Raw genomic sequence first — 25,074 nt, 5'->3', positions numbered from 1 at the left:
GGCCAATTCGGGCATTGCATATGCCTGTTGGGCCTTCAGGACAGTCGCTTGAGAAGCACCGCAGAGGCGACGGGACGGGCACCGGCCTTGGCGACCCCGTCGGCCACCTCGCGGTCGGTGGAGGCGACGATGAGCGGACGGCCCGGCGGCTCCGCGCGCACCAGCTGGCGGATCAGCTCGTCGGCCGTGACGCCCGGCTTCGAGAACAGCACCCTGACCCCGCGCGGCGGGGCGAGCAGCACCGGGGCGGCCAGTTCGGCGCCGTCGAAGACACAGGTCACCTCGGCGCCGGTCTGCGCGGCGAGCGCGGAGAGCTGGCCGAGGAGCCGCAGCCGCTGCTTCTCCAGGGGCATCTGCGGATAGCCGGTCTTGGTGACGTTGTAGCCGTCGACCACCAGATGCGCCTGCGGCAGCGCCAGCAACTGGTCGAGAATCGCCGGGTCGTTCTCCGACAGGGCGCGCGCCGCGATGTCCTTCGGTGTCATGCGTCCCGGTTCGACCGCGTCCACGGTCTCGGCGGGCCGCACGGACACGGGCGGCAGGGCGAGTTCGCGCCTGAGGCCCTGGGTCGCGTCCAGCAGGGTGTCGAGCAGCAGCCGTACCCGCATGTCCTCCACGCTGCGGCCCTCGCGGGCGGCGCGGCGGGTGGCCTCCAGCGCGGCCTCGGCCTCGCCGAGGCGGGCCTTGAGCCGGCGGGACTCGCTCTCGGCGGCCGACACCTGCAGGTGCGCCTCGGCGCGTACGGCGTCCATCTCGCCCTGGGCCTTGCGCAGGGCGGCCTCGCCCCGCTTGACGTCGCTCAGGGCGGCGCGGAGCTTGCGGTGCAGCGATTCCGCTTCCTTCCTCGCCGACTCCAGCTCCGTGCGCAGCCGTTCGGTCTCGGCGCGGGTCTGCTCGCGGGCCTGGGCCAGCTCGGCGCGCAGCCGCTCCAGCTCGGCCCTGCTCTCCTCGTCGGCGCGCTCGGCGTCCGCGCGCTGGACCTCCTCGCCGGCCGCGGTGACCAGCTTCACCCAGCCCGCCGGGCGCAGTACATAGGCCGCGGCCGCCACGTCGAGCGGGTCCGCGGCCGGGAGCGGCGAGCCGGAGTCGAGGGCGCCGGCGAGTTCCGGCTCCGCCTCTCTGAACTTCTCCCCGATCCGCTGCCGGAACAGCGCATCGGTCTCCAGCGCCGCCGCCATCGCGTTCCCGGCGAACTTCGCCCGGCGATTGGGGGCGAACCGGGCGTACTGCCTCAGCTGGGCGGGCAGTTCCGTCACGGTGAGCCGGCCGAAGCCGTCCGAGACGATCTGCACGACCCTGCGTCGCACCCCGTCGGGCAGCGGACGGTCAAGCACCTCAGCGGTGCCGTCGCCCGGCCCCCCGCCTGCGGTCTCCACCATCCGTCACACCCCACTGCCTCGACTTCTTCGGGGCCGCTCCGCTCAGGAGCCGGCACCCGGCCTGTCCACGAGTTCCACCTGGTCCACCGCGTTGCACCAGCGGCACCGCACCGACTCGATGGTCTCACTGACCACCTGGCGCTCCTCCACGGTCGGCTCACCGGCCAGATCGAGGTGGACGTACTCGACGACCTTCGAGGAACGCGTCACGTCGAACCGGGTGAGGTTGCCGCACAGGGTGCAGCGCCATCGGGTGGTCGCGGTCGGCAGGGGAACCGTCATCGTGGCTGTCCGCTTCCTTCTGGTAGTCGCTCGTCGCGCCGCCGGCCGACGCGTGTGGCCGTAACCCTACGGCCTGGCGGGGACTGGCCGCTGGTCCGTCCAAGGCGGCGAGGCGGTCTGTCAGCTTGCGTCCCGTTACGTCATGCTCTGTATTCATGATCAGCGAGTGGAGCACGGCGGCCGGCAGGACCCTCAGGGCGGTCCGGAGCTCAACAGCACCCATGACATACGGCCTCATCGCCCTGTGCTGCCTGCTCTTCGTCCTGGGCCCGGCCTCGGGACTCACCCCGGGATACGGCTCCGGGGACGGCCTGCTCACCGCGCAGCGGGCGTACTTCCGGCGCTGGGGCGTGGTGCCGGCCGAGCTGTTCACCAGTCCGCTGCGCGAGGTCCTGACCCCCGCCACAGCCCTGTTCGTGCACGGCAGCTGGGTGCACCTGCTCGGCAACATGCTCTTCCTCTTCGTCTTCGGTGCGATGACCGAGGAGCGGATGGGCCGGGTCGAGTTCACTCTCTTCTACGTCGGCTGCGGCTGTCTCGCCCTGCTCGGCTACGCGGCCGCCAACGCCGCCTCCGAGCAGTCGCTGGTGGGCGCCTCCGGGGCGATCTCGGCGGTCCTCGGAGCGTTCCTCTACCTGTTCCCCCGCGCCCGTGTCACCAGTCTTCTGCCGTTCCTGTTCTTCCTGCCACTGCGGTTTCCCGCATGGGTCGTACTGCCGTTCTGGGCGGCCCTGCAGTGGGCGGCGGCGGAGCAGAGCTCGGGCGGCCCCGGGGTGGCGTATCTGGCGCACCTCATCGGCTTCGGTCTGGGCTTCGGCTACGCGTGGGTGCGCTACGGGAGGAAGAAGGGCCCGAAGGGCGGCCCCGGAAGGGCGGTGGTGGGAGACGGGCGGGCGGCTAGAGTGAAAGCCGCCCCTGCTCAGGCCCCCGAGGGAGAGAACCAGCCGTGATCACCGCGATCGTTCTGATCAAGACCAGCGTGGACCGGATCCCCGAGATCGCGGAGCAGATCGCTTCGCTGGAGTCGGTGAGCGAGGTTTTCTCCGTCACGGGCACATATGACCTGATCGCGATGGTCCGGGTGCGGCAGCACGAGGATCTCGCCGATGTCATCCCCGGCCGGATCAGCAAGATCCCCGGCGTCGAGGCCACCGACACGCACGTCGCCTTCCGCACCTACTCCCAGCACGACCTTGAGGCGGCCTTCTCGATCGGTCTGGACAACTGACCGTCGGAAGACCGCCCGGGCGTCTGCGGGGCGCCGGTCACACCGCCGGGACGCAGCGGCCGCCCTCCGTCCGGTACGTCCACTTCGCACCGTCGGTCACCAGTTCCCGTACCGCCGTCACGAAACGCTCCACGTGCTCGTCGGGGGTGCCCGCGCCGAAGCTCACGCGGATGGCGTTGAGGGACTTCTCCCCCGGCGCCGCCTCGGGGGCGCCGCATTCGCCCTGGGTCTGGGGGTCGGTGCCGAGGAGGGTGCGGACCAGGGGGTGGGCGCAGAAGAGGCCGTCGCGGACGCCGATGCCGTACTCGGCGGAGAGCGCGGCGGCGAAGTGCGAGCTGTTCCAGCCCTCGACGACGAAGGAGATGACGCCGACGCGCGGGGCGTCGTCACCGAAGAGGGACAGCACCTTCACCTGGGGGACCTCGGCAAGCCCGGCCCGGACCCTGCGGACGAGGTGCTGCTCACGGGCCACCAGGGTGTCCCAGCCGGCCTCGGTCAGCGCCTTGCAGGCCGACGCGATGGAGTAGGCGCCGATCACATTGGGCGAGCCCGCCTCGTGCCGCGCGGCACTGTCGTGCCACTCCACGTCCACGCCGCCGTCCTGACGCCGGGACACCTTGCGGCTGGCACCCCCGCCCGCCAGGTACGGCTCCGCCGCGCGCAGCCAGTCGGCGCGGCCGGCGAGCACACCGGAGCCGAAGGGGGCGTACAGCTTGTGGCCCGAGAAGGCGACCCAGTCGACGTCCAGGTCGCGGAGGGACACGGGGTGGTGCGGGGCCAGCTGGGCGGCGTCCAGGACGATACGGGCGCCGTGGGCGTGCGCCGCCGCGGCCAGTTCGCGCACCGGCCACAGCTCGCCGGTGACGTTGGAGGCGCCGGTGACGCAGACCAGGGCCGGGCCGTAGGGGTCCCGGTCGGCGAGGGCCCGCTCCAGGGCCGCCACGGCCTGCTGCGGGGTGCGCGGCGCGTTGAGGTAGGTGACGTGCGCGTCCTGCCAGGGCAGCAGGGAGGCGTGGTGCTCGGTCTCGAAGACGAAGACCTGGCAGTCGGCGGGGAGGGCGCGGGCCAGCAGGTTCAGGGAGTCGGTGGTCGAGCGGGTGAAGACCACCTGGTCGTCGGGGCGGCAGCCGAGGAAGTCGGCGACCGTCTTCCGGGCGTTCTCGAAGAGGTCGGTGGAGAGCTGGGAGAGGTAGCCGGCGCCACGGTGGACGCTGCCGTAGTACGGCGCGTAGGCGGCCACGTCGTCCCAGACGCGCTGCAGGGCGGGGGCGCTGGCCGCGTAGTCGAGGGCCGCGTAGGTCACCTCGCCGCCGGTGACGAGCGGGACGGTGACATCCCGGCCCAGAACGGGCAGGGGGGCGCAAACGGACTGGTCGGCGGCAGCGGTGAAGACAGACATGGGGGAACTCCCGTGAGGACGTACGCGAAGAGACGTACGGAAGAAGAGAAAAGGGGTGTGCGGAGGCGGGGCTCTGCGGCCCTATCGCATTCGCTTGCTCACGGAAGGCTCCCTCGATGACCAGGACCCCTGGTCCCGCGCTCTCGTCAAGCGCGCGAGGGGTCCGCGCTTGCCGTAGACCTCGCTGCCTACGGCCTGGTCCTCACCCGGGGCACCCCGCCACGGACGGAGGGTTGCCGGACAGCCGGCCGGGGCCGAATGGCTGTCACTCATGACCTGGTGCAGAAACGTACGGTAAAAGATCGTCGCCCCGCAACCCGTGTCCGGATCGCGGGACGACCACCGGCGACGGCTAGGCCCTGTCGTTGCTCGCCGCCACCCACCGTTCCAGCGTTCGCTTCGCCGCGCCCGAGTCGATGGACTCGGCGGCCTGGGCCATGCCGGCCCGCAGCTGGTTGGCGAGAGAGGCGTCCGTCGGGTGCAGGGCCACGAGGGCCGCCGCGGAGTTCAGCAGCACGGCGTCCCGTACCGGGCCCCGCTCGCCGTCCAGCAGACGGCGGGCGACCTCGGCGTTGTGCGACGGGTCGCCGCCGCGCAGCGCCTCCACGGGGACGAGGTCGATGCCGACGTCCCGCGGGTCGAAGGTCTCCTCGGTGACCTTGCCGTCCCGGACCACCCAGACGTGGGACGTGGACGTCGTGGTCAGCTCGTCCAGCCCGTCGTCGCCGCGGAAGACCAGCGAGGAGTTGCCGCGCTCCGCGAGCACGCCCGCGACGATGGGCGCCTCTCGAGGGACGGCCACGCCGACCGCCTGGGCCCGCACCTTCGCCGGGTTGGTCAGCGGACCGAGCAGGTTGAACACCGTACGGATGCCCAACTGGCCGCGCGCGGCGCCCACATGACGCAGCGCGGGGTGGAACTTCACCGCGAAGCAGAAGGTGATGCCGGCCTCCTCCGCGACCTCGGCCACCCGCCGGGGCGTGAGGTCGAGGTTGACGCCCAGCTTCTCCAGGACGTCGGAGGATCCGGAGGCGGAGGACGCGGCGCGGTTGCCGTGCTTGACGACCTTCGCGCCCGTACCGGCGACGACCAGTGACGACATCGTGGAGATGTTCACCGTCCTCGCCCCGTCCCCGCCCGTGCCGACGATGTCGACGGTGTGGCCGGGCACCTCGATCACGTTCGCGTGCTCGTACATCGTGCGGACCAGACCGGTGATCTCCTGCACCGTCTGTCCCTTGGCCCGCAGCGCCACCGCGAACCCCGCGATCTGCGCGTCGGTCGCCTCGCCGCGCATGATCCGGTCCATCGCCCACGCGGTGTCGTCGGCGGAGAGGTCCTGGCCGTCCAGCAGGCCGTTCAGCAGGGCGGGCCAGGAACGGCCCGCCGCGGTGTCGCCTCCAGCGGGGGTCACAGCGCTCATCAGCCGCTCCTGGTGTCCTGAAGAAACAGTGTGGTCCCAGCCTATCCAGCGCCGGGCACGGCGAAGGGCCCCGTCCGTAACCCGGACGGGGCCCTTCGGCGTGGCGTGGCGACGCGGGATCAGTGGTGGCCGTGGCCGCTCGTGATCTCCTTGTACTCCTCGACGGTCGGCTTCGGGATCTGGTTGTCCTCGCCGTAGTAGGCGTTGGACAGCTTCACCCGGAGCTTCTCCGAGGCACCGACCTTGCGCTCGACACCGTTCTCGTCGACCGTCGGGCCGATCTCGGCCGGCTCGTACTGGTGGTGAGCCGTGAGGGTGTGCAGCTGCTCCTGGCTGAGCGGCTCGTGCACCTCGATGAACTCACCGTGCGGCAGGCGCTTGATGATGCCGGTCTCGCGACCGTGCAGCACCTTGTCGCGGTCGCGGCGCTGCAGACCCAGGCAGATCCGCTTGGTGACGATGAACGCGATGATCGGCCCGAGGAAGAAGAAGATCCGGACGAACCAGGTCACGGCGTTGATCGACAGGTGGAAGTGGGTGGCCCACAGGTCGTTGCCGCCACCGACCAGGGTGATCATGTAGATCGTCACCCAGGCGACACCGAACGCGGTACGCGTCGGGGCGTTGCGCGGGCGGTCCAGGATGTGGTGCTCGCGCTTGTCGCCGGTGATCCAGGACTCGATGAACGGGTAGACCGCGATCGCCGCCAGGACCAGCGGGAAGAGGACCAGCGGGATGAACACGCCCAGGACGAGCGTGTGACCCCAGAGGTTGATCTCCCAGCCCGGCATGAAGCGGATCAGACCCTCGGCGAAGCCCATGTACCAGTCGGGCTGGGCGCCGGTGGACACCTGGTCCGGACGGTAGGGGCCCATGGCCCAGATCGGGTTGATCTGGGCGACCGCCGCGATGGCCGCGATGACACCGAAGACCAGGAAGAAGAAGCCTCCGGCCTTGGCCATGTAGACCGGCAGCAGCGGCATGCCGACGACGTTGTTGTTGCTCTTGCCGGGACCCGCGAACTGCGTGTGCTTGTGGTAGAAGACCAGGATCAGGTGGCCCACCATCAGGCCGAGCATGATGCCCGGAAGCAGCAGGATGTGGATCGAGTAGAACCGGGCGACGAAGTCGTGGCCGGGGAACTGACCGCCGAAGAGGAAGAACGACAGGTACGTGCCGACGATCGGCACGGACAGGATCGCGCCCTCCATGAAGCGGACACCGGTGCCGGAGAGCAGGTCGTCCGGGAGCGAGTAACCGGTGAAGCCGGTGAACATGCCGAGGACGAACAGCAGGAAGCCGAACAGCCAGTTGATCTCACGCGGCTTGCGGAACGCGCCGGTGAGGAACACGCGCATCATGTGCACGAACATGCCGGCGAGGAAGATCAGCGCGGCCCAGTGGTGGATCTGCCGGATGAGCAGACCACCGCGCACGTCGAAGGAGATGTGCAGGGTCGAGTTGAACGCCTCGGACATCAGCTGACCCTGGAGCGGGACATAGCTGCCGTGGTACTCCACCTCGTTCATCGACGGGTGGAAGAACAACGTCAGGTAGACACCCGTCAGGATGATGATGATGAAGCTGTACATGCACACTTCGCCCAACATGAACGACCAGTGGTCGGGGAAGATCTTGCGCATGTTGGCCTTGGCCAGGGAGTAGATCCCGAGCCGGCCGTCGGCCCAGTCGGCGACGCGCTCGCCGGCCGGTGCCTTCCCGCGAGAGCGGGGCGTCTCGTTCGCTGCAGTACTCATCCGCGCTCCCAGAATGCAGGACCGACGGGCTCCTCGAAGTCGCCGAGCGCCTGGAGGTAACCCTCACTGTCCACACCGATGCGCAGCTGCGGCAGGGCGTGGCCGGCGGGGCCGAAGATCACTCGGGCGCCGTCGGAGAGGTCGAAGGTGGACTGGTGGCACGGGCACAGCACGTGGTGCGTCTGCTGCTCGTACAGGGAGATCGGGCAGCCGACGTGGGTGCAGATCTTGGAGAAGGCGACGATGCCTTCGTGCGACCAGTCGAGCTCGCGCTTGTCCTTGATGTTGTCCGGCTGCAGCCGGACGATCATCAGCGCGGCCTTGGCGATCTCCGTCTGGAACTCCTCGTCCGTCTCGTTCAGCCCGTCGGGCTTGGCGAAGGTGAGGGAGCCGACGGCGACGTCCTCGGGGCGCAGCGGCAGGCCCGTGTTCGTGTTGACCAGGCGCTTGCCCTTGGCCCACAGCGTGTGACGCAGCGAGGTGCCGGGCAGCGGGCCGAGGTCGCGCAGCAGCATGACGCCGGAGAGCGGGAACAGGGCCAGCGCGCCGAACATGGTGGTGCGCAGCAGCTTGCGGCGGCCGAGCGCCGACTCGGCGGCACCCTGGCGGAAGTCCGCGTGGACCTTGGCCCGGACCTCGGGGGAGGCCTCGATCGGGTGACGCTCGTCGGCGACCTCGACGTCGGACATCAGGGTGCGGGCCCAGTGGACCGCGCCCGCGCCGATGCAGAACAGCGCCGTGCCGAGGGTCAGACCCAGCGCGAAGTTCAGCGCGCTGAGGTGCCCGATCGGGAAGACGAAGATGTCCTTGTCGTGCGGGATGGTCACGTACGAGACGATGAAGCCGACGGTGGCCAGCATCGACACCGTGAACAGCAGGGCGACCATGCGCTCGGACCGCCTGGCGGCCCGCTCGTCGATGTCCTGGATGCGGTGCTCGTGGGGCGGCAGCCCCGGGTCGGCGAACGGGTTCTCCTCGTCCGCGACCGCCGTTACCGCGCCGTGCGCGTGCTCCTGCTCTGCGGGCAGGTTCTCTTCTGGAATGTCTTGGCTACTCATGACTTCTTGGCCTTTGCGGTCCGAGCGGCGACCCAGACGGCGACCACGATCAGCGCGCCGAGGCCGAAGATCCAGGCGAACAGACCCTCACTGACCGGCCCGAGGCCGCCCAGCTCCAGACCGCCGGGGTTCGTCGTCTCGCTGCTGTCGACCGCGTGCAGGTACGCGATGATGTCCTTCTTGTTCTTCGAGGACAACGTGGTGTCCGGGAAGGACGGCATGTTCTGCGGGCCGGTCTGCATGGCCTCGTAGATGTGCTTCGGGTCGACGCCCTCGAGCGTCGGCGCGAACTTGCCCTTGGTCAGGGCACCGCCCTTGCCGGTGAAGTTGTGGCACTGCGCGCAGTTGGTGCGGAACAGCTCGCCACCCTTGGCGATGTCCGCGCCGTCGGGGCCGTACTGGTCCTTGGTGGGCACGCTCGGGCCGGCGCCCAGCGAGGCGATGTACGCGGCGAGCTGGTCGATCTGCGTCTGGTTGTAGACGACCTTCTTGCGCGGCACCTGGGCGCCCTGCGAGGTGGCGGCCGGCATACGGCCGGTGCCGACCTGGAAGTCGACGGCCGCGGCGCCCACGCCGACCAGGCTCGGCCCGTCGGAGGAGCCCTGGCCACCGGTGCCGTGGCAGCTGGCGCAGCCGACCTCGTAGAGCTTCTTGCCCTCCTGGATGGTCAGGGACTGGGCGGAATCATCGGCCTGCGCCTTGCCCGCGGGTGCGAACGCGGCGTACAGCCCCCCAGTGGCCGCCAGCGCGAGGAGTAGGACGACGACCGCCGCCAGCGGATGGCGTCGTCGTGCGGAGAGCTTTTTCACGGATTACCCCGGTGTCAGGATCTTCTGCGTCGGTGCTTCTGGATGTGCGGGAGCCGGTCCCGGCTACTTGATCAGGTAGATCGTGGCGAAAAGGCCGATCCAGACCACATCGACGAAGTGCCAGTAGTAGGACACGACGATGGCGGCGGTCGCCTGCTCGTGGGTGAACCTCTTGGCCATGTAGGTGCGGCCGAGGACCAGCAGGAAGGCGATGAGACCGCCCGTCACGTGCAGGCCGTGGAAGCCGGTGGTCAGGTAGAACACCGAGCCGTAGGGGTCGGAGGAGAGCGAGATGCCCTCGTCCTTCACCAGGCTCGTGTACTCGTAGATCTGACCGCCGATGAAGATCGCACCCATGATGAAGGTGAGGATGAACCACCCGCGGAGCTTCTTCACGTCACCGCGCTCGGCCGCGAACACGCCGAGCTGGCAGGTGAGCGAGGAGAGCACCAGGATCGTGGTGTTCGTCGCGGAGAAGGGCACATTGAGCGCGTCGGCCATGTGCTTCCAGTGCGCCGGACCCGTCACCGACCGCAGGGTGAAGTACATCGCGAAGAGGGCCGCGAAGAACATCAGCTCGGAACTCAGCCAGATGATGGTTCCGACGCTGGTGAGGTTCGGCCGGTTGACCGACGGGTGCGCGTGCCCGGTTTCTACTGTCGTTGCTGTCGCCACGACCGACATTATGTCGGTCGCTTATCCCGCCCTCACTCCGGGGGGTGCCGTTCGGAGTGTTGCTGCCCGCCGAACCGGTGTTGACGTGGTGTTCATGGGGACTTCGACGGGAGTAAGCTCCGCCCCGAACGGCCCTGTCCGTCCCGTCCGTACGACGCTGACGTCCCGGAGGAACAATGCAGCCGACCGCCATGGTGCTGGTCTACAGCGACGACTCCAACACCCGCGAGCAGGTACGGCTGGCCGCCGGCCGCAGGCCCGCTCCCGACGTCCCCTTTGTCGAGTTCCTGGAGTGCGCGACGCCCGAGGCGGTGCTGCGCGAGCTGGGCAGGGGCGGGATCGATGTGTGCGTGCTGGACGGCGAGGCCGTGCCCATGGGGGGTATGGGGGTGTGCCGGCAGATCAAGGACGAGGTGTTCAACTGCCCGCCGGTGCTTCTGCTGATGGGCCGGCCCCAGGACGCGTGGCTGGCCACGTGGAGCCGGGCCGACGCCGCTGTGACCCTTCCGGTGGATCCCGTGGAGTTCTCCTCGGCCCTTGCTTCGCTGCTCCGTCAGAAGCGGTTGGTGGGCGCCTAGCGGAGAGGGGGCGCGGGGGCCCCGCGCCCCTGCGGGGCGCTCAGAGCGCCGCCGGCTGCAGTCTCACCGTGTCCGACTCCGTCGGCCCCTCCCGCGTGCCGTTGACGAGGGCGCTGCCCTTGCTCCATTTCTTCCAGTCGACGTTCCAGTCGCCGAAGCCGTTGCCGAAGTCCTCCATCTGGCGGCCCCTGGAGTTGACGACCCTGACGATGTCGCCCTGGTGGATGTTGTCGAAGAACCACTCGGCGTTGGCCGTACTCATGCCCGTGCAGCCGTGGCTGACGTTGGCGTAGCCCTGTGAACCCACGGACCACGGCGCGGCGTGCACGTACTCGCCGGACCAGGTCACCCGGGTGGAGTAGTAGACCGACAGGTCGAAGGAGTCGGAGCTGCCCGCGGCGATGCCGATGGTGGAACTGCGCATGCGTACGACGTATGCCTTCTCCAGGACGACCTTGACGCCGTTGCGGGTGTCGTAGCCGGGCCTGCCGGTGGTGACGGGGATCCGTTTGATCGCCTCACCGTTCTTGTAGAAGGTCAGTTGGTGTGCCGCGGCGTCCGTCAGGGCCTCGATCCGGTCACCCGTGGTGATCTTCAGCGGTTTCGACGGGCCGCCCCACAGCCGGTCGCTGATCCTGATGCCGTCCAGGTTGCTGTGCACCGTGATGGTGGCGTGGGCGGGCCAGTACTCCTCGGGCCGGTAGTGGAGTTCCTTGTCGCTGACCCAGTACCAGGAGCCCTGTACGGCCGGCGTGGACTCCACCCGGAGGGCGCGCTCCACGATGGCGCGCTGCGCCTTGTCCTTCACCTCCTGGTCGAGTTGGGCGGTGATGGGCTGTCCGACGCCGTACTGGCCCGACTTGGGTCCGAGGGTGACGGTCAGGCGCTTCCTGCTGGTCGGCTTGCTGGTGTCGAAGGTGAGGACCTTGCGGCCGGGCGCGCCGTCGCCGTCCTCGGTGCTCACCGTGACCGTGTAGTGGGCGTTGGCGGCCAGCGGGGCGGTGCTGTGCCATCTGCTGCCGTCGGCGGCGAGTTCGCCCGGCACATAGCGCCCTGCGGAGTCCTGGGCGGTGACGTCGGTGATGCGGTCGTCACCGTCGGCGGTGATCTCCAGGGGCTTGTCCGGGTCGGCCCGCTCCCCCTCCTCGGTGGGGAGGTTGGAGGAGATCACGTCCGCCGCGTCGTACGGCTTGGCCGACAAGGGGTTGCCGTCCGAACTGCAGGCGGTGAGGCCCGCGCCGAGCGCGGTCACCAGCAGGGTGCAGCTGACGACGGTGCGGGTCCGCGGAGTGTGGTTCATACGATCACGCTATGAGGCGTTGACCCCATTTGCGCGGTGGGTAACCCGTACGAGTGATCGACACTGCGGCAAAGGAACGACCGCACACGGGCGACCTGTGGAAAAGCCGGAGGCCCGGACCCTCCTGAGGGAGCGTCCGGGCCTCCGGTGCGTGCACTCGCGTGCTACTGGGTGCGGTTCTCACCGTGGTAGTACTCGAACACCCAGCCGAACAGACCGACCACGATGAACGGGGCGGAGAAGTAGATCAGCCACCAGCCGACCGCGATGCTGAGGAAGGCGATCGCGCCGCCGAAGCCCAGCATGAGCGGCTGCCAGCTGTGCGGGCTGAAGAAGCCCAGCTCGCCCGCGTCGTCCGCGACGTCGGCCTCCTTGTCGTCCTGGGCGCCCGCGTCGACCCGCCGGGCGGTGAAGCCCAGGTAGAAGCCGATCATGACGCTCAGGCCGAAGGCCAGGAACAGTGCGGTGGTACCGGCCGGCTCCTTCGACCACACGCCATACACGATGGCCATGATCAGGATGAAGACGCTCAGCCAGATGAACATCCGACCCTGGATCTTCACTTGCCGGCCTCCTTGCTGCCCGCGATGGCGGTGCCGTGACCGCTGTGCGCGAGCTGCTCGAGCGCGGCGATCTCAGGGTGGTGCAGGTCGAACGCCGGGGATTCGCTGCGGATCCGCGGCAGGGTGAGGAAGTTGTGCCGCGGCGGCGGGCAGGACGTCGCCCACTCGAGCGAACGGCCGTAGCCCCACGGGTCGTCCACGCCGACCGGCTTGCCGTACTTGGCCGTCTTCCAGACGTTGTAGAGGAACGGCAGGATCGACAGGCCGAGCAGGAAGGAGCTGATCGTCGAGACCGTGTTCAGGGCGGTGAAGCCGTCGGCCGCCAGGTAGTCGGCGTACCGGCGGGGCATGCCCTCGGCGCCCAGCCAGTGCTGGACCAGGAAGGTGCCATGGAAGCCGATGAACAGCGTCCAGAAGGTGATCTTGCCGAGGCGCTCGTCCAGCATCTTGCCGGTCCACTTCGGCCACCAGAAGTGGAAGCCGGAGAACATGGCGAAGACGACCGTACCGAAGACCACGTAGTGGAAGTGGGCCACCACGAAGTACGAGTCGGAGACGTGGAAGTCCATCGGCGGCGACGCCAGGATGACACCGGTCAGACCACCGAACGTGAAGGTGATCAGGAAGCCGGTCGCCCAGAGCATCGGCGTCTCGAAGGACAGCGAGCCCTTCCACATGGTGCCGATCCAGTTGAAGAACTTCACACCGGTCGGGACCGCGATCAGGAAGGTCATGAAGGAGAAGAACGGCAGCAGCACACCGCCGGTGACGTACATGTGGTGGGCCCACACGGTCACGGACAGACCGGCGATCGCGATGGTCGCGGCGATCAGGCCCATGTAGCCGAACATCGGCTTGCGGGAGAACACCGGGATCACTTCGGAGATGATTCCGAAGAACGGCAGGGCGATGATGTACACCTCTGGGTGTCCGAAGAACCAGAAGAGGTGTTGCCACAGTAGTGCGCCGCCGTTTGCGGCGTCGAAGACGTGGGCGCCGAACTTGCGGTCCGCTTCCAGGGCGAACAGCGCGGCCGCGAGGACCGGGAAGGCCAGCAGGACCAGGACACCGGTCAGCAGCACGTTCCACACGAAGATCGGCATGCGGAACATGGTCATGCCCGGTGCGCGCATGCAGATGATCGTGGTGATGAAGTTGACCGAGCCGAGGATGGTGCCGAAGCCGGACAGGGCGAGACCCATGATCCACATGTCGGCGCCGACACCGGGGCTGCGGACCGCGTCGGACAGCGGCGAGTAGGCGAACCAGCCGAAGTCGGCCGCACCCTGCGGGGTGAGGAAGCCGCCCACCGCGATGAGCGAGCCGAACAGGTACAGCCAGTAGGCGAACATGTTCAGCCGCGGGAACGCCACGTCGGGGGCGCCGATCTGCAGCGGCATGATCCAGTTCGCGAAACCGGCGAACAGCGGCGTCGCGAACATCAGCAGCATGATCGTGCCGTGCATCGTGAACGCTTGGTTGAACTGCTCGTTCGACATGATCTGCAGGCCCGGCCGGGCCAGCTCGGCGCGCATGAGCAGCGCCATCACGCCACCGATCAGGAAGAACGCGAACGACGTCGCAAGGTACATCGTCCCGATCGTCTTGTGGTCGGTGGTCGTCAGCCACTTCACCACGACATTGCCGGGCTGCTTGCGCCTGACCGGCAGCTCGTCCGCGAACGCGCCTTCAGCTGCCGCGGCACCCTGGGGTTCGTTGAGGATGCTCACAGGTTGTTCGTCTCCCGGTTCTTCTCGTGGCTCGTCTGCGCGATGCCGGCGGGAATGTAACCGGTCTGCCCCTTCTTGGCGAGGTCCTGGAGGTGCTTCTGGTACGCCGCCGGGGAGACGACCTTCACGTTGAACAGCATGCGCGAGTGGTCGACACCGCAGAGCTCGGCGCACTTGCCGAGGAAGGTGCCTTCGTGGTTCGGAGTGACCTGGAAGGCGTTGGTGTGGCCCGGGATGACGTCCTGCTTCATCAGGAACGGCACCACCCAGAAGGAGTGGATGACGTCACGAGAGGTCAGGACGAAGCGGACCGTCTCACCCTTGGGGAGCCAGAGCGTCGGACCGGGGTTGCCCGTCTGCGGGTTCTTCGTGGCGGGCGTACCGACGTCGTAGACACCGCCGGCGTTCGCCGGGAAGTCCTTCTTGAACCGGTCCGGAATGGCGTTCAGGTTCGCGTCGGTCTTCGCGTCGCCGGAGACACCGGGGACGTTCTCGATGTAGTTGAAGCCCCAGCTCCACTGGAAGCCGACCACGTTGATCGTGACGTCCGGCTTCTTGGAGAGGCTCAGGAGCTTCGACTCGTCCCGGGCCGTGAAGTAGAAGAGCACCGAGATGATGATGATCGGGACCACCGTGTACAGGGCCTCGATCGGCATGTTGTACCGGGTCTGCGGAGGTACCTCGACCTTGGTGCGGCTGCGCCGGTGGAACATGGCGCTCCACAGGATCAGGCCCCACACCAGCACGCCGACGGCGAGCGCGGCAGCCCAGGAGCCCTGCCACAGGGAGAGGATCCGCGGAGCCTCTTCCGTGGTCGGGGTGGGCATGCCAAGGCGGGGGAAGTCCTTGTATGTGCAACCGGTTGCGGTCGCCAGGACCAGGCCCGCGGTCAGTGCCTGCAGCAGCTTCCGCCGCATCGGGCGCCGCGGCGAGCGGTCGGAGCCGTTGGGACTCACGTAGCGCCTTCCCGAGAGTCTCGCCCGCGCGGTCGGCTGCGGCCTTCTCGCTGGTCGGTCGCCGCCCTGCGTCGGGCAGGGGTTTGGATGTTTATGCGGACCAAACCCTAGCCCACCCTCTCCGGGGGTTCGCGGGGAGGGGTGCCTACTGAGTTGGGTGGTTCGCTGGATTGGCGGCTGCGGGTCCGTTGTGGCTGGTCGCGCCCCGCGGCGGAGCCGCTGATGTCACAGCCCCGCGCCCCTGGGTCGGCTGTCCCCGCCGGGGTCTTAACGTTGCCGTATGGCCTACTTTGACGCTGCCTCCGCCGTTCCTCTCCATCCCGTTGCCCGTCAGGCGTTGTTGGCCTCTTTGGATGAGGGGTGGGCCGATCCTGCACGGCTGTACCGGGAGGGGCGCAAGGCCCGGATGTTGCTGGATGCGGCGCGGGAGGCGGCTGCCGAGGCCGTGGGGTGCCGGGCGGACGAGGTGGTTTTCACCTCGTCGGGGACCCGGGCCCTGCACAGCGGGATCGCCGGGGCGTTGGCCGGGCGGCGGCGGGTCGGACGCCACCTGATCGTGTCGTCCGTCGAACACTCCTCCGTCCTCCATTCAGCGGAGGTTTTCGAGGCGGACGGTGGGACGGTCACCCAAGTGGCCGTCAGCCGGGCCGGAGCCGTCACCTCCGCGGACTACGCCTCCGCCCTCCGCCCGGACACCGCGCTGGCGTGCCTGCAGTCGGCCAACCACGAAGTCGGTACCGTGCAGCCGGTCGGCGAGGTGGCCGAGGTGTGCCGGGCCGCCGGGGTGCCGCTGCTGGTGGACGCGGCGCAGTCGCTGGGCTGGGGGCGCGTCGAGGGCGGCTGGTCACTGCTGACCGCCAGTGCGCACAAATGGGGCGGGCCGTCCGGGGTAGGGCTGCTCGTCGTGCGCAAGGGAGTGCGGTTCGCCGCCCAACGCCCGGTGGACGAGCGGGAGTCGGGCCGGGCGCCCGGGTTCGAGAACATCCCGGCGATCGTGGCGGCCGTGGCCTCGCTGCGGGCGGTTCAGGCCGAGGCGGCTCAGGAGGCGGTACGGCTACGGGAGCTGACGGAGCGGATCCGGACGCGGGTGCCGCGGCTGGTGCCGGACGTGGAGGTGGTCGGCGACCCCGAGCGCCGGCTGCCCGGGATCGTCACCTTCTCCTGTCTCTACGTCGACGGCGAGGCGCTGCTGCACGAGCTGGACCGGGAGGGCTTCTCGGTCTCCTCCGGTTCCTCCTGCACGAGCAGCACGCTGACGCCGAGCCATGTACTGAAGGCGATGGGCGTGCTGAGCGAGGGGAACGTGCGGGTGTCCCTGCCGGCGGGGACGGCCGAGGAGGACGTGGAGCGGTTCCTGGCGGTGCTGCCGGGGGTGGTGGCGGGCGTCCGGGAGAAGCTGGGCGCACCGGCACCCGAGACGGCCGTACGGGCCGAGGAACTAGTCGTCGACTCCCTCGGCAAGCGCTGCCCCATCCCGGTCATCGAACTGGCCAAGGTGTTCGGACGGGTGCCGGTCGGGGGGACCGTACGGGTCCTGTCCGACGACGAGGCGGCCCGCCTGGACATTCCGGCTTGGTGCGAGATGCGGGGGCAGGAGTACGTCGGGGAGGAGCCGGCGGACAGGGGAACGGCATATGTTGTCCGCCGGACGAGGTGACCGACCTCAGGAGCGCGGGGCGGAGCCGACACACTGCTCCGCCCACCTCACTGGAGGTGCGCCCGCACTTCCTCCCCCGCCTCGTCCCCGTACGCCTTCACGAACCGCTCCATGAAGTGCCCCCGCCGCAGCCGGTACTCCTGCGTGCCCACCGTCTCGATGACGAGCGTCGCCAGCATGCAGCCCACCTGGGCGGCGCGCTCGAGCGAGACGCCCCAGGCCAGGCCCGACAGGAACCCGGCGCGGAAGGCGTCGCCGACGCCCGTGGGGTCGGCCTTGCGCTCCTCCTCGGGGACGCCGACCTCGATCGGGTCCTCGCCGACCCGTTCGATGCGTACGCCGCGCGAGCCGAGCGTGGTGACGCGGTGGCCGACCTTGCCCAGGATCTCGGCGTCGGTCCAGCCGGTCTTGGACTCGATGAGGCCCTTCTCGTACTCGTTGGAGAACAGGTACGTCGCCCCCTCCAGCAGCACCCGGATCTCGTCGCCGTCCATCCGGGCGATCTGCTGGGAGAAGTCGGCGGCGAAGGGGATCCGGCGGGAGCGGCACTCCTCCGTGTGGCGGAGCATCGCCTCCGGGTCGTCGGCGCCGATGAGGACCAGGTCCAGGCCGCCCACGCGGTCGGCGACGGTCTTCAGCTCGATGAGGCGGGCCTCGCTCATCGCGCCGGTGTAGAACGAGCCGATCTGGTTGTGGTCGGCGTCGGTGGTGCACACGAAGCGGGCGGTGTGCAGGGTCTCGGAGATACGGACCGAGTCGGTGTCCACGCCGTGCCGGTCGAGCCAGGCCCGGTACTCGTCGAAGTCGAAGCCGGCGGCACCGACCAGGATCGGCTGGGTGCCGAGCTGGCCCATGCCGAAGGCGATGTTCGCGGCGACGCCGCCCCGGCGCACGTCCAGGTTGTCGACGAGGAAGGAGAGCGAAACCGTGTGCAGCTGGTCCGCGACGAACTGGTCGGCGAAACGACCGGGGAAGGTCATGAGGTGGTCGGTGGCGATGGAGCCGGTGACTGCGATGCGCACGACGGGGAATCTCCTGCGGGAGGCTGGGTTGACAGTTCACGCTACCCGCTCGGCCGCTCACGCTGTAGCTGGCGAAACTACCCGATAGTAGGTATTTCTTCGCGACCCCGAACGGGCCTACCGTGCGGTCATGACCAACCTCAAGTTCCGCCCCACCGTTCACGCCGGCCTCGAGGGTGACCTGGAGGGCGACCTCGCCGTGCTGCGCGGAGACTGCGCCCGGATGGCGCCGCGCTGGGCGGTTCCCGAGCACGCCGAGGTCCGGCCGGTGCCGCCGTCCCTGATCCACGGGGTGCGCGTGCCGGAGCGGTCCGCGCACCTGCTGGACGCGATGTCCGACTACGGCGACTGACGCGCGGGGCGCACTCCGCAGGGAACCGCACGCTCCCCTCCCACGTCCCATCGCCGTCCTCCAGGCGGGGGATGCGGGATACGACCAGCGAGGAGCGATGCGGTGAACACCGAGCGACCCGAGAACCGCGAGCACCCGGAGAGCTCCGAGCACACCGAGAGCGCCGAGGCCGCGGGGGACGCGGGCGGCGGCGAGGGCCAGGAGGGGCCCGGGGGCTCGGGGAGGGCCGAGCCGACGGCCGCTGCGGGGCAGGGCGCCGACGGCAGCGGCGGTATCGGCGACATCGACGGCGCCGAGGGCGGGCAGGCCGGCCGGCGGCGGTCGCGGCTCATCGTCGTCTCGGTCGCCGCCGCGGTGCTGCTGGTCGGCGGCGGTGGCGCCTACCTCGCGGCGAGCGGCGACACCGGCGGCCGTGCGGGCGGCCCCGGCGCGGACGGCTCCGGCGCCACTCCCCCGCCGCTCGCGCTGGACGGCTGGACCAGCGGCAACGGCATCGCTGTGGGCGAGCCGGACCCGTACGGCGCGACGTACGTCGCCCGCGGCGGACTGCCGGCCGGTCCCGGCTCCGCGCCGTTGTACGTGCCGAAGGGTGAGGTCGGCAGGGACGCGGTGGTCCGGCTGGCCAAGGCGCTGGGCGTCGACGGCACGCCGGTGGCCGAGGGCCGGATCTGGCGGGTCGGCGGCAACGACGGCTCCGGGCCGAGCCTGACGGTGAACCGGGACGCGCCGGGCAGCTGGACGTTCAGCCGGTACGCGCCGGGCACGGACGACTGCAAGAAGGGCGTCCTGTGCACGCACGACCCGATGGTGCCGGCCGGCGCCCCGGTGAGCGTACGGCAGGCGACCGAGGCGGCCGCGCCGGTGCTGAAGGCGGCGGGGCTGGACGACGCGAAGATCGACGCGAGCCAGGTCATGGGGAGCGGGCGGGTCGTGAACGCCGACCCGGTGGTCGGCGGGCTGCCGACGTACGGCTGGACGACCGGCCTGACCGTGGACCGGCAGGGCGCGCTGGTCGGCGGGCACGGGCTGCTCGGTGCGCCGGTGAAGGGCGACACGTATCCCGTGCTGGGCGCCGCGAAGACGCTGAAGCTGATGAACGCGGCGCCGAAGAGCGACCACCGCATGGGGATCGGCGGCTGCACCCGTCCGGTGCCGCTGAAGAACCGGCTGGAGCAGCCCTGCGGCGCGTCCACGGGGGCGCCGCAGCGGGGGGCCGACGCGGGGACGGACGCGGTCACCGTGGACAGGGCGGTGTTCGGGCTCGCCGCGCACGCCGTCGCCGGGCGGCAGACGCTGGTGCCGTCGTGGCTGTTCGAGGTGCGGGGGCCGGCCGGCCAGGGCGCGTCGACGGTGTCGTACCCGGCGGTCGATCCCCGGTACCTGGCGTCGGCGGCCACTCCCTCGGCGCCCACCGCGTCCGCGGCGCCCCATGACGTGAAGGTCACCGGCTACCTGGCCGAGGACAGCGAGCTGACCGTGAGCTTCTACGGCGGGGTGTGCGCCGACTACACGGTGGCGGCGAAGGAGACCGGCGAGCGGGTGACCGTGACCGTCACCGAGCACCCCTGGCCGGACAAGGTGTGTGTGCTGATCGCCAAGGAGTACGTCAAGACCGTACGGCTAGCCGCGCCGCTGGACGGGCGGACGGTGGTCGGCGCCGACGGCGGCCGCATTCCACGGACCACGCCGGGCGCCCTGCACCCGGACGCCCCGGCCCCATCTCGCTGACCTCCCGGCGTACGACGAAGGCGGCGGCCCCCCGCTCGGGGGACCGCCGCCTTTTCGGACCGTCGGGGTGTGAACCCTCGGCTCAGCTGAAGGAGTCGCCGCAGGCGCAGGAGCCGGTCGCGTTCGGGTTGTCGATCGTGAAGCCCTGCTTCTCGATCGTGTCCACGAAGTCGATGGTGGCGCCACCCAGGTACGGAGCGCTCATGCGGTCCGTGACGACCTTGACCCCGCCGAAGTCCTTCTCCACGTCACCGTCGAGCGAGCGCTCGTCGAAGAAGAGCTGGTAGCGCAGGCCGGAGCAGCCGCCGGGCTGGACGGCGACGCGCAGCGCGAGGTCGTCGCGGCCTTCCTGGTCGAGCAGGGCCTTGACCTTGGCCGCGGCGGCGTCGGTCAGGATGATGCCGTCGGTGACGGTGGTGGTCTCGTCCGATACGGACATCTACATCTCTCCCGGGTTGTACGGAGACTGCTTGCCGACGAGTGCAACCGGCGGTTCCGCGGATTCATTCCGGGGCGGGCAGTCGTGTTGGCGCGTTTTTACTTCCGTCTTCATGCTCGCACATGCCCCACGAGGTCGGCAGCGGCTCGTGGAGGGACCCGAGCGGGATTCACGTCACATCGACGTTATGGCCATCGTCAAACTGACGTGAACCGGTTATGATAGATAGCGTCAGTTAGACGAAAAGTAGAAAGGGTGCGTGCCGTGACCACCGCCCAGACCCCGGAACTCGACGTGCAGCCGACTCCGCTCGCCCTGCTGCTGCTCGGCCGTGAGGCCGACCCGAAGAGCGAGCGGGGCGTCGAGTGCCCCGGTGACCTGCCCTCGCCGTCCGACCCGGACCTGGTCGCGCGCGCCCGTGCGGCCAAGGAGAAGCTCGGCGACAAGGTCTTCGTGCTCGGCCACCACTACCAGCGCGACGAGGTCATCCAGTTCGCCGACGTCACGGGCGACTCCTTCAAGCTGGCCCGGGACGCGGCCGCGCGCCCGGAAGCCGAGTACATCGTCTTCTGCGGTGTGCACTTCATGGCCGAGTCGGCGGACATCCTCACCTCCGACGACCAGAAGGTCGTCCTGCCCGACCTCGCCGCCGGCTGCTCGATGGCCGACATGGCGACGGCCGAGCAGGTCGCGGAGTGCTGGGACGTCCTGACCGAGGCGGGCGTGGCCGAGCAGGTCGTACCGGTCTCGTACATGAACTCCTCCGCCGACATCAAGGCGTTCACCGGCAAGCACGGCGGCACGATCTGCACCTCGTCGAACGCCAAGCGGGCGCTGGACTGGGCCTTCGAGCAGGGCGAGAAGGTGCTGTTCCTGCCCGACCAGCACCTGGGCCGCAACACCGCCGTCCGGGACATGGGCATGTCCCTGGACGACTGCGTGGTCTACAACCCGCACAAGCCGAACGGCGGCCTGACGGCGGACGAGCTGCGTGCGGCGAAGATGATCCTGTGGCGCGGCCACTGCTCGGTGCACGGCCGCTTCAACCTGGACTCGGTCAACGACGTGCGCGCCCGCATCCCCGGCGTGAACGTCCTCGTCCACCCCGAGTGCAAGCACGAGGTGGTCGCCGCCGCGGACTACGTCGGCTCGACGGAGTACATCATCAAGGCCCTGGAGGCGGCCCCGGCGGGCTCCAAGTGGGCCATCGGCACCGAGCTGAACCTGGTACGGCGGCTGGCGAACCGTTTCGCGCCCGAGGACAAGGAGATCGTCTTCCTCGACAAGACGGTCTGCTTCTGCTCGACCATGAACCGCATCGACCTGCCCCACCTGGTCTGGGCCCTGGAGTCCCTGGCCGAGGGCAAGCTGGTCAACCGGATCGAGGTCGACAAGGAGACCGAGGCCTTCGCGAAGCTGGCCCTGGAGCGGATGCTCGCGCTGCCGTAGCGCGCACGAAAGGGCCGGGTCTCCTGCGAGACCCGGCCCTTTTCCATGCCGTCAGACTCCGGCGGGCTCCAGGACCTTCTCCGTCTTCGCCTCCCGCTTGGCCGTCCGCTTCTTCGCCCGGCGCTCCTTGCGGAGTTCCAGCATCGCGTAGAGCGTCGGCACCAGCAGCAGCGTCAGCAGGGTGGACGTGATCAGGCCGCCGATGACGACCACCGCGAGCGGCTGGGCGATGAAGCCGCCCTCGCCGGTGACGCCCAAGGCCATCGGGAGCAGGGCGAAGATCGTCGCCAGGGCCGTCATCAGGATCGGGCGGAGGCGGTGGCGGCCGCCCTCGACGACGGCTTCCACCACGCCGTGACCCTGCCTCCGGTACTGGTTGATCAGGTCGATCAGGACGATCGCGTTGGTCACCACGATGCCGATCAGCATCAGCATGCCGATCATCGCCGGGACGCCCATCGGGGTGCCGGTGGCGACCAGCAGGCCGATCGCGCCCGTCGCCGCGAAGGGGATGGAGACCAGGAGGATCAGCGGCTGGGCCAGCGAGCGGAAGGTCGCCACCAGCAGCATGAAGACGATCGCGATCGCCGCCAGCATGGCGAGGCCCAGGTTCTTGAACGCGTCGCTCTGGTCCGACGTCACGCCGCCGATCTCGGCCTTCGCGCCCGCCGGGAGCTTCAGCGCCTTGATCTTCGACTGGAGCTCGGTGCTGATCGCCCCGGTGTTGTCACCGGTCGGCCTGGCCGTGATGGTGGCGGCGCGCCGGCCGTCGATCCGGGTCAGCGACACCGGGCCGTCCACCAGCTGCACCGTGGCGATGTCGCCGAGCTTCACCGGGCCGAGGCGCAGCGCCTTCAGCTGGGCCATCGTGGTCGCGGGATTCGCCGACCGCACCACGACATCGCGCTCGGTGTCGTCGAGGATCGCCTTCGCCGCCGTCGTACCGCGCACCGCCTCGGCGACCGCCGCGCCGAGCTTCTGGTCGTCGAACCCGGCCGCGGCCGCCCTGGCGCCCGCCTTGACCGAGATCCGGGGCACGCTGGTCGCGAGGTCGCTGGTGACGTCCGTGACGCCGTCCAGGCCGGCGACCGTGGAGCGGACCTGCTCCGCGGCCGTGCGCAGCGTCTGCGGGTCGGACGCCTTGACCACCACGCTCAGGTTCTGGTTGCCGAAGCCGCCACCGGCCGACACCGTGGTCGTACCGATGCCCTTGAGCTGCTTCAGGCCGTCCTCGATGTGCTTCTGCACCTTGGCGTACGACTTGGAGTCCTTGAGCATCACCTGGTACGACGCCTGGTCGGTGCTCGTGCCGCCGCCGAAGGCCGCCATGAAGCCGGAGGAGCCGACGGTGACCTGGTAGTCCTTGACGCCCTCGGTGGCGGCGAGCAGCTTCTCCACCCGCTTGGCCTGCGCGTCGGTGGCGGCCAGGCTCGTGCCCGGCTTCAGCTCCTGCTTGACGGTGATGACCTCCTGCTCGCCCTGGTCGAAGAAGTTCGTCTTCAGCAGGCCGCCCATGCCGAAGGTCAGCACCAGGACCACGATCGCGATCAGCACGCTGGTGAGGCGGCGGCGGGTGGCGAAGCGCAGGACGGGGACGTAGGCGCGCTGCAGACGGCTGTTCGCCTCCTTCTCCTCGGCCCGGCGGCGGGCCTCGGCCGCGTCCTCGGGGGTGCCCTTCGGGGCGCGCAGGAACCAGTACGACAGGACCGGTACGACCGTCAGCGACACCAGCAGGGAGGCCAGCAGGGCCGCCGTCACCGTGATGCTGAACGAGCCGAACAGGGCACCCACCATGCCGCCGACCAGGCCGATCGGCAGGAACACGGCGACCGTGGTGAGGGTGGAGGAGGTGACCGCGCCGGCCACCTCGCGCACGGCGTTCAGGATGGCGTCCCTGCGCTCCTCGCCGTAGCCGAGGTGCCGCTTGATGTTCTCCAGGACGACGATCGAGTCGTCCACGACCCGGCCGATGGCGATGGTCAGCGCACCGAGCGTGAGCATGTTCAGCGACAGGCCGCGCGTCCACAGCACGATCAGGGCCAGCACCACCGACAGCGGGATGGAGACAGCCGTCACCAGCGTCGAGCGGACCGACGCGAGGAAGACCAGGATGACCAGGACCGCGAAGAGCAGGCCGAGCGCGCCCTCCGTGGTCAGGCCCTTGATGGACTTCGACACGGCCGGGCCCTGGTCGCTGACGACCGTGAGCTTCGCGCCCGAGCCGAGCTGCACGCGCAGGTCGGGCAGCTTGTCCTTGACCGCGTTCGAGATGGTGACCGCGCTGCCGTTGTGGTCCATCGTCACGGTGACGGCGAGGCTGGGCCTGCCGTCGGTGCGGGTGATGGAGTCGGCCGGGGCAGGCTGCTCCTTGACGGTGGCCACGTCACCCAGCCGTACCGGCTTCTCCCCGCCCTGGCCGGTGACCATCAGGTCCTGGATCTGCTGCAGCGAGGTGAAGCCGCCGCCGACCTGGACGGTGTGGTTGGTGCCGTTCTCGTCGAAGGAGCCGGCCGGGACGGTCGCGCCGCCCGCCTGCAGGGCCTGGCCGAGCGCGGCGGGGGTGAGGCCGGCCCGCGCGAGCTTCGCGTCGTCCGGGGTGACGGTGACCTGCAGGTCGCGCACGCCGGTGACCTGGACGCGGCCGACGCCGTCGATGTCCTTCAGCGCCGGTACGACGGTGTTGTCCAGCTGGTCGGCGAGGGCCTGCTGGTCCTTGTCGGAGGTGGCGGCGAGGACCACGGTCGGCATGTCGTCGGTGGAGCCGGATATGACCTGCGGGTCGACGGCGTCCGGGAGCTGGTTGCGGGCCCGGTTCACGGCCTGCTGGACGTCGGAGACGATCCGCTTGGTGTCGTTGCCGTAGTCGAAGGACGCCATGATCACGGCGTTGCCCTCGGAGGCGGTGGAGGTGACGGACTTGACGCCGTCGACGCCCTGGAGGTTGTTCTCGATCGGCTCGACGACCTGCTTCTCGACCACGTCGGGCGAGGCGCCCTGGTACGGCGCGATCACCGACACCATGGGCAGGTTGATGGTGGGCAGCAGCTGCTGCTTGATCTGGGGTATCGCGATCAGCCCGAAGACGAGCGCGACGAGCGACATCAGGCCGATCAGGGCCCGTTGCCGGAGGCTGAATCTCGACAGCCAGGACATGGATCAGGGTCTCTCAATCTGTGAGCGGCAGACCCTCTCACCCTGAGCCATCCCGGACGGCCGATCCGTAGGCCCTGGGTCCATTTCCCTGTCCCGGTCCTACTCCGCTCGCAGTACGCCGGGGTGGAGATCCGCAG

The 25,074-nt window shown here is 69.6% G+C and carries 22 protein-coding genes and 1 riboswitch; of the genes, 7 read left to right on the top strand and 15 right to left on the bottom strand.

Features of this window, described 5'->3' with window-relative positions:
- Nucleotides 1-35 precede the first annotated feature (35 nt).
- Both ACFYZB_RS03075 and ACFYZB_RS03070 read right to left on the bottom strand, forming a co-directional pair.
- Nucleotides 36-1,379, bottom strand: a complete 1,344-nt coding sequence (locus ACFYZB_RS03075; RefSeq protein WP_388753653.1) for an NYN domain-containing protein — start codon at nucleotides 1,377-1,379, stop codon at nucleotides 36-38.
- Nucleotides 1,380-1,421: 42 nt separating this feature from the next.
- A complete protein-coding gene (locus tag ACFYZB_RS03070; protein WP_146468537.1) occupies nucleotides 1,422-1,661 on the bottom strand; it encodes a hypothetical protein in 240 nt (79 codons plus the stop codon).
- A 155-nt stretch (nucleotides 1,662-1,816) separates the two neighbouring features.
- Here ACFYZB_RS03070 and ACFYZB_RS03065 point away from each other — a divergent pair, with 155 nt between their 5' ends.
- Entirely contained in the window at nucleotides 1,817-2,611 is a 795-nt protein-coding gene (locus ACFYZB_RS03065) for a rhomboid family intramembrane serine protease (RefSeq protein ID WP_388753650.1), read from the top strand.
- Nucleotides 2,608-2,889, top strand: a complete 282-nt coding sequence (locus ACFYZB_RS03060; RefSeq protein WP_208901317.1) for an Lrp/AsnC family transcriptional regulator — start codon at nucleotides 2,608-2,610, stop codon at nucleotides 2,887-2,889. Before ACFYZB_RS03065 ends, ACFYZB_RS03060 begins: the two co-directional genes overlap by 4 nt.
- Nucleotides 2,890-2,926: 37 nt before the next feature.
- On the opposite strand, the gene ACFYZB_RS03055 is transcribed toward ACFYZB_RS03060, so the two are convergent.
- The 6 genes from ACFYZB_RS03055 to ACFYZB_RS03030 all read right to left on the bottom strand — a co-directional run bounded on the left by ACFYZB_RS03055 (nucleotide 2,927) and on the right by ACFYZB_RS03030 (nucleotide 10,019).
- Nucleotides 2,927-4,288: an aminotransferase class V-fold PLP-dependent enzyme gene (locus tag ACFYZB_RS03055; RefSeq protein ID WP_388753647.1), complete on the bottom strand. Its 1,362-nt coding sequence runs from the start codon at nucleotides 4,286-4,288 to the stop codon at nucleotides 2,927-2,929.
- Between the two features lie 160 nt (nucleotides 4,289-4,448).
- Nucleotides 4,449-4,565: riboswitch (SAM riboswitch) on the bottom strand.
- A gap of 75 nt (nucleotides 4,566-4,640) precedes the next feature.
- Nucleotides 4,641-5,711: an anthranilate phosphoribosyltransferase gene (gene trpD, locus ACFYZB_RS03050; RefSeq protein ID WP_388753644.1), complete on the bottom strand. Its 1,071-nt coding sequence runs from the start codon at nucleotides 5,709-5,711 to the stop codon at nucleotides 4,641-4,643.
- Nucleotides 5,712-5,830: 119 nt separating this feature from the next.
- The gene (locus ACFYZB_RS03045) at nucleotides 5,831-7,468 is read right to left on the bottom strand and encodes a cytochrome bc complex cytochrome b subunit (protein ID WP_388753642.1); all 1,638 of its coding nucleotides are present in this window, start codon (nucleotides 7,466-7,468) and stop codon (nucleotides 5,831-5,833) included.
- Complete coding sequence (locus ACFYZB_RS03040) at nucleotides 7,465-8,526, bottom strand: Rieske 2Fe-2S domain-containing protein (RefSeq protein ID WP_351203791.1); 1,062 nt, start codon at nucleotides 8,524-8,526, stop codon at nucleotides 7,465-7,467. Before ACFYZB_RS03040 ends, ACFYZB_RS03045 begins: the two co-directional genes overlap by 4 nt.
- The gene (locus ACFYZB_RS03035) at nucleotides 8,523-9,335 is read right to left on the bottom strand and encodes a c-type cytochrome (RefSeq protein WP_142218893.1); all 813 of its coding nucleotides are present in this window, start codon (nucleotides 9,333-9,335) and stop codon (nucleotides 8,523-8,525) included. The genes ACFYZB_RS03040 and ACFYZB_RS03035 overlap by 4 nt, the downstream gene beginning before the upstream one ends.
- A gap of 63 nt (nucleotides 9,336-9,398) precedes the next feature.
- Entirely contained in the window at nucleotides 9,399-10,019 is a 621-nt protein-coding gene (locus ACFYZB_RS03030) for a heme-copper oxidase subunit III (RefSeq protein ID WP_363220413.1), read from the bottom strand.
- A gap of 167 nt (nucleotides 10,020-10,186) precedes the next feature.
- Between ACFYZB_RS03030 and ACFYZB_RS03025 the strand changes: the two genes are divergently transcribed.
- Nucleotides 10,187-10,588 carry a hypothetical protein gene (locus ACFYZB_RS03025; protein ID WP_351203787.1) on the top strand — a complete coding sequence of 134 codons (402 nt, stop codon included), beginning with the start codon at nucleotides 10,187-10,189 and terminating at the stop codon, nucleotides 10,586-10,588.
- A 40-nt stretch (nucleotides 10,589-10,628) separates the two neighbouring features.
- Here ACFYZB_RS03025 and ACFYZB_RS03020 read toward each other — a convergent pair whose 3' ends face one another.
- The 4 genes from ACFYZB_RS03020 to coxB form a co-directional block, all read right to left on the bottom strand.
- Nucleotides 10,629-11,888: an Ig-like domain-containing protein gene (locus tag ACFYZB_RS03020; RefSeq protein ID WP_388753637.1), complete on the bottom strand. Its 1,260-nt coding sequence runs from the start codon at nucleotides 11,886-11,888 to the stop codon at nucleotides 10,629-10,631.
- A 164-nt stretch (nucleotides 11,889-12,052) separates the two neighbouring features.
- Nucleotides 12,053-12,451, bottom strand: coding sequence for a cytochrome c oxidase subunit 4 (locus ACFYZB_RS03015; RefSeq protein WP_023551358.1), 399 nt, complete (start codon nucleotides 12,449-12,451; stop codon nucleotides 12,053-12,055).
- A complete protein-coding gene (ctaD, locus tag ACFYZB_RS03010) occupies nucleotides 12,448-14,181 on the bottom strand; it encodes a cytochrome c oxidase subunit I (RefSeq protein ID WP_388753635.1) in 1,734 nt (577 codons plus the stop codon). Before ctaD ends, ACFYZB_RS03015 begins: the two co-directional genes overlap by 4 nt.
- On the bottom strand, nucleotides 14,178-15,137 hold the full coding sequence (coxB, locus tag ACFYZB_RS03005; RefSeq protein ID WP_351203781.1) for a cytochrome c oxidase subunit II: 960 nt from the start codon (nucleotides 15,135-15,137) through the stop codon (nucleotides 14,178-14,180). The genes ctaD and coxB overlap by 4 nt, the downstream gene beginning before the upstream one ends.
- Nucleotides 15,138-15,417: 280 nt before the next feature.
- Between coxB and ACFYZB_RS03000 the strand changes: the two genes are divergently transcribed.
- The gene (locus ACFYZB_RS03000) at nucleotides 15,418-16,794 is read left to right on the top strand and encodes a cysteine desulfurase/sulfurtransferase TusA family protein (protein ID WP_388753632.1); all 1,377 of its coding nucleotides are present in this window, start codon (nucleotides 15,418-15,420) and stop codon (nucleotides 16,792-16,794) included.
- Nucleotides 16,795-16,841: 47 nt separating this feature from the next.
- On the opposite strand, the gene ACFYZB_RS02995 is transcribed toward ACFYZB_RS03000, so the two are convergent.
- Entirely contained in the window at nucleotides 16,842-17,816 is a 975-nt protein-coding gene (locus ACFYZB_RS02995; RefSeq protein WP_388753629.1) for a carbohydrate kinase family protein, read from the bottom strand.
- A gap of 130 nt (nucleotides 17,817-17,946) precedes the next feature.
- Here ACFYZB_RS02995 and ACFYZB_RS02990 point away from each other — a divergent pair, with 130 nt between their 5' ends.
- Together ACFYZB_RS02990 and ACFYZB_RS02985 are read left to right on the top strand one after the other, a co-directional pair.
- Nucleotides 17,947-18,168, top strand: coding sequence for a hypothetical protein (locus tag ACFYZB_RS02990; RefSeq protein WP_388753627.1), 222 nt, complete (start codon nucleotides 17,947-17,949; stop codon nucleotides 18,166-18,168).
- 102 nt (nucleotides 18,169-18,270) lie between these two features.
- The gene (locus ACFYZB_RS02985; RefSeq protein WP_388753625.1) at nucleotides 18,271-19,896 is read left to right on the top strand and encodes a hypothetical protein; all 1,626 of its coding nucleotides are present in this window, start codon (nucleotides 18,271-18,273) and stop codon (nucleotides 19,894-19,896) included.
- Between the two features lie 82 nt (nucleotides 19,897-19,978).
- Here ACFYZB_RS02985 and ACFYZB_RS02980 read toward each other — a convergent pair whose 3' ends face one another.
- Entirely contained in the window at nucleotides 19,979-20,335 is a 357-nt protein-coding gene (locus tag ACFYZB_RS02980; RefSeq protein WP_028422454.1) for an iron-sulfur cluster assembly accessory protein, read from the bottom strand.
- A 264-nt stretch (nucleotides 20,336-20,599) separates the two neighbouring features.
- Between ACFYZB_RS02980 and nadA the strand changes: the two genes are divergently transcribed.
- On the top strand, nucleotides 20,600-21,784 hold the full coding sequence (gene nadA, locus ACFYZB_RS02975) for a quinolinate synthase NadA (RefSeq protein ID WP_388753622.1): 1,185 nt from the start codon (nucleotides 20,600-20,602) through the stop codon (nucleotides 21,782-21,784).
- 51 nt (nucleotides 21,785-21,835) lie between these two features.
- Here nadA and ACFYZB_RS02970 read toward each other — a convergent pair whose 3' ends face one another.
- Nucleotides 21,836-24,937, bottom strand: a complete 3,102-nt coding sequence (locus tag ACFYZB_RS02970) for an efflux RND transporter permease subunit (RefSeq protein ID WP_388753619.1) — start codon at nucleotides 24,935-24,937, stop codon at nucleotides 21,836-21,838.
- Nucleotides 24,938-25,074 lie beyond the last annotated feature (137 nt).

The sequence above is a fragment of the Streptomyces sp. NPDC001852 genome (assembly GCF_042891825.1).
Lineage (GTDB): Bacteria > Actinomycetota > Actinomycetes > Streptomycetales > Streptomycetaceae > Streptomyces.
This window is presented reverse-complemented; position numbering and strand designations above follow the sequence as displayed.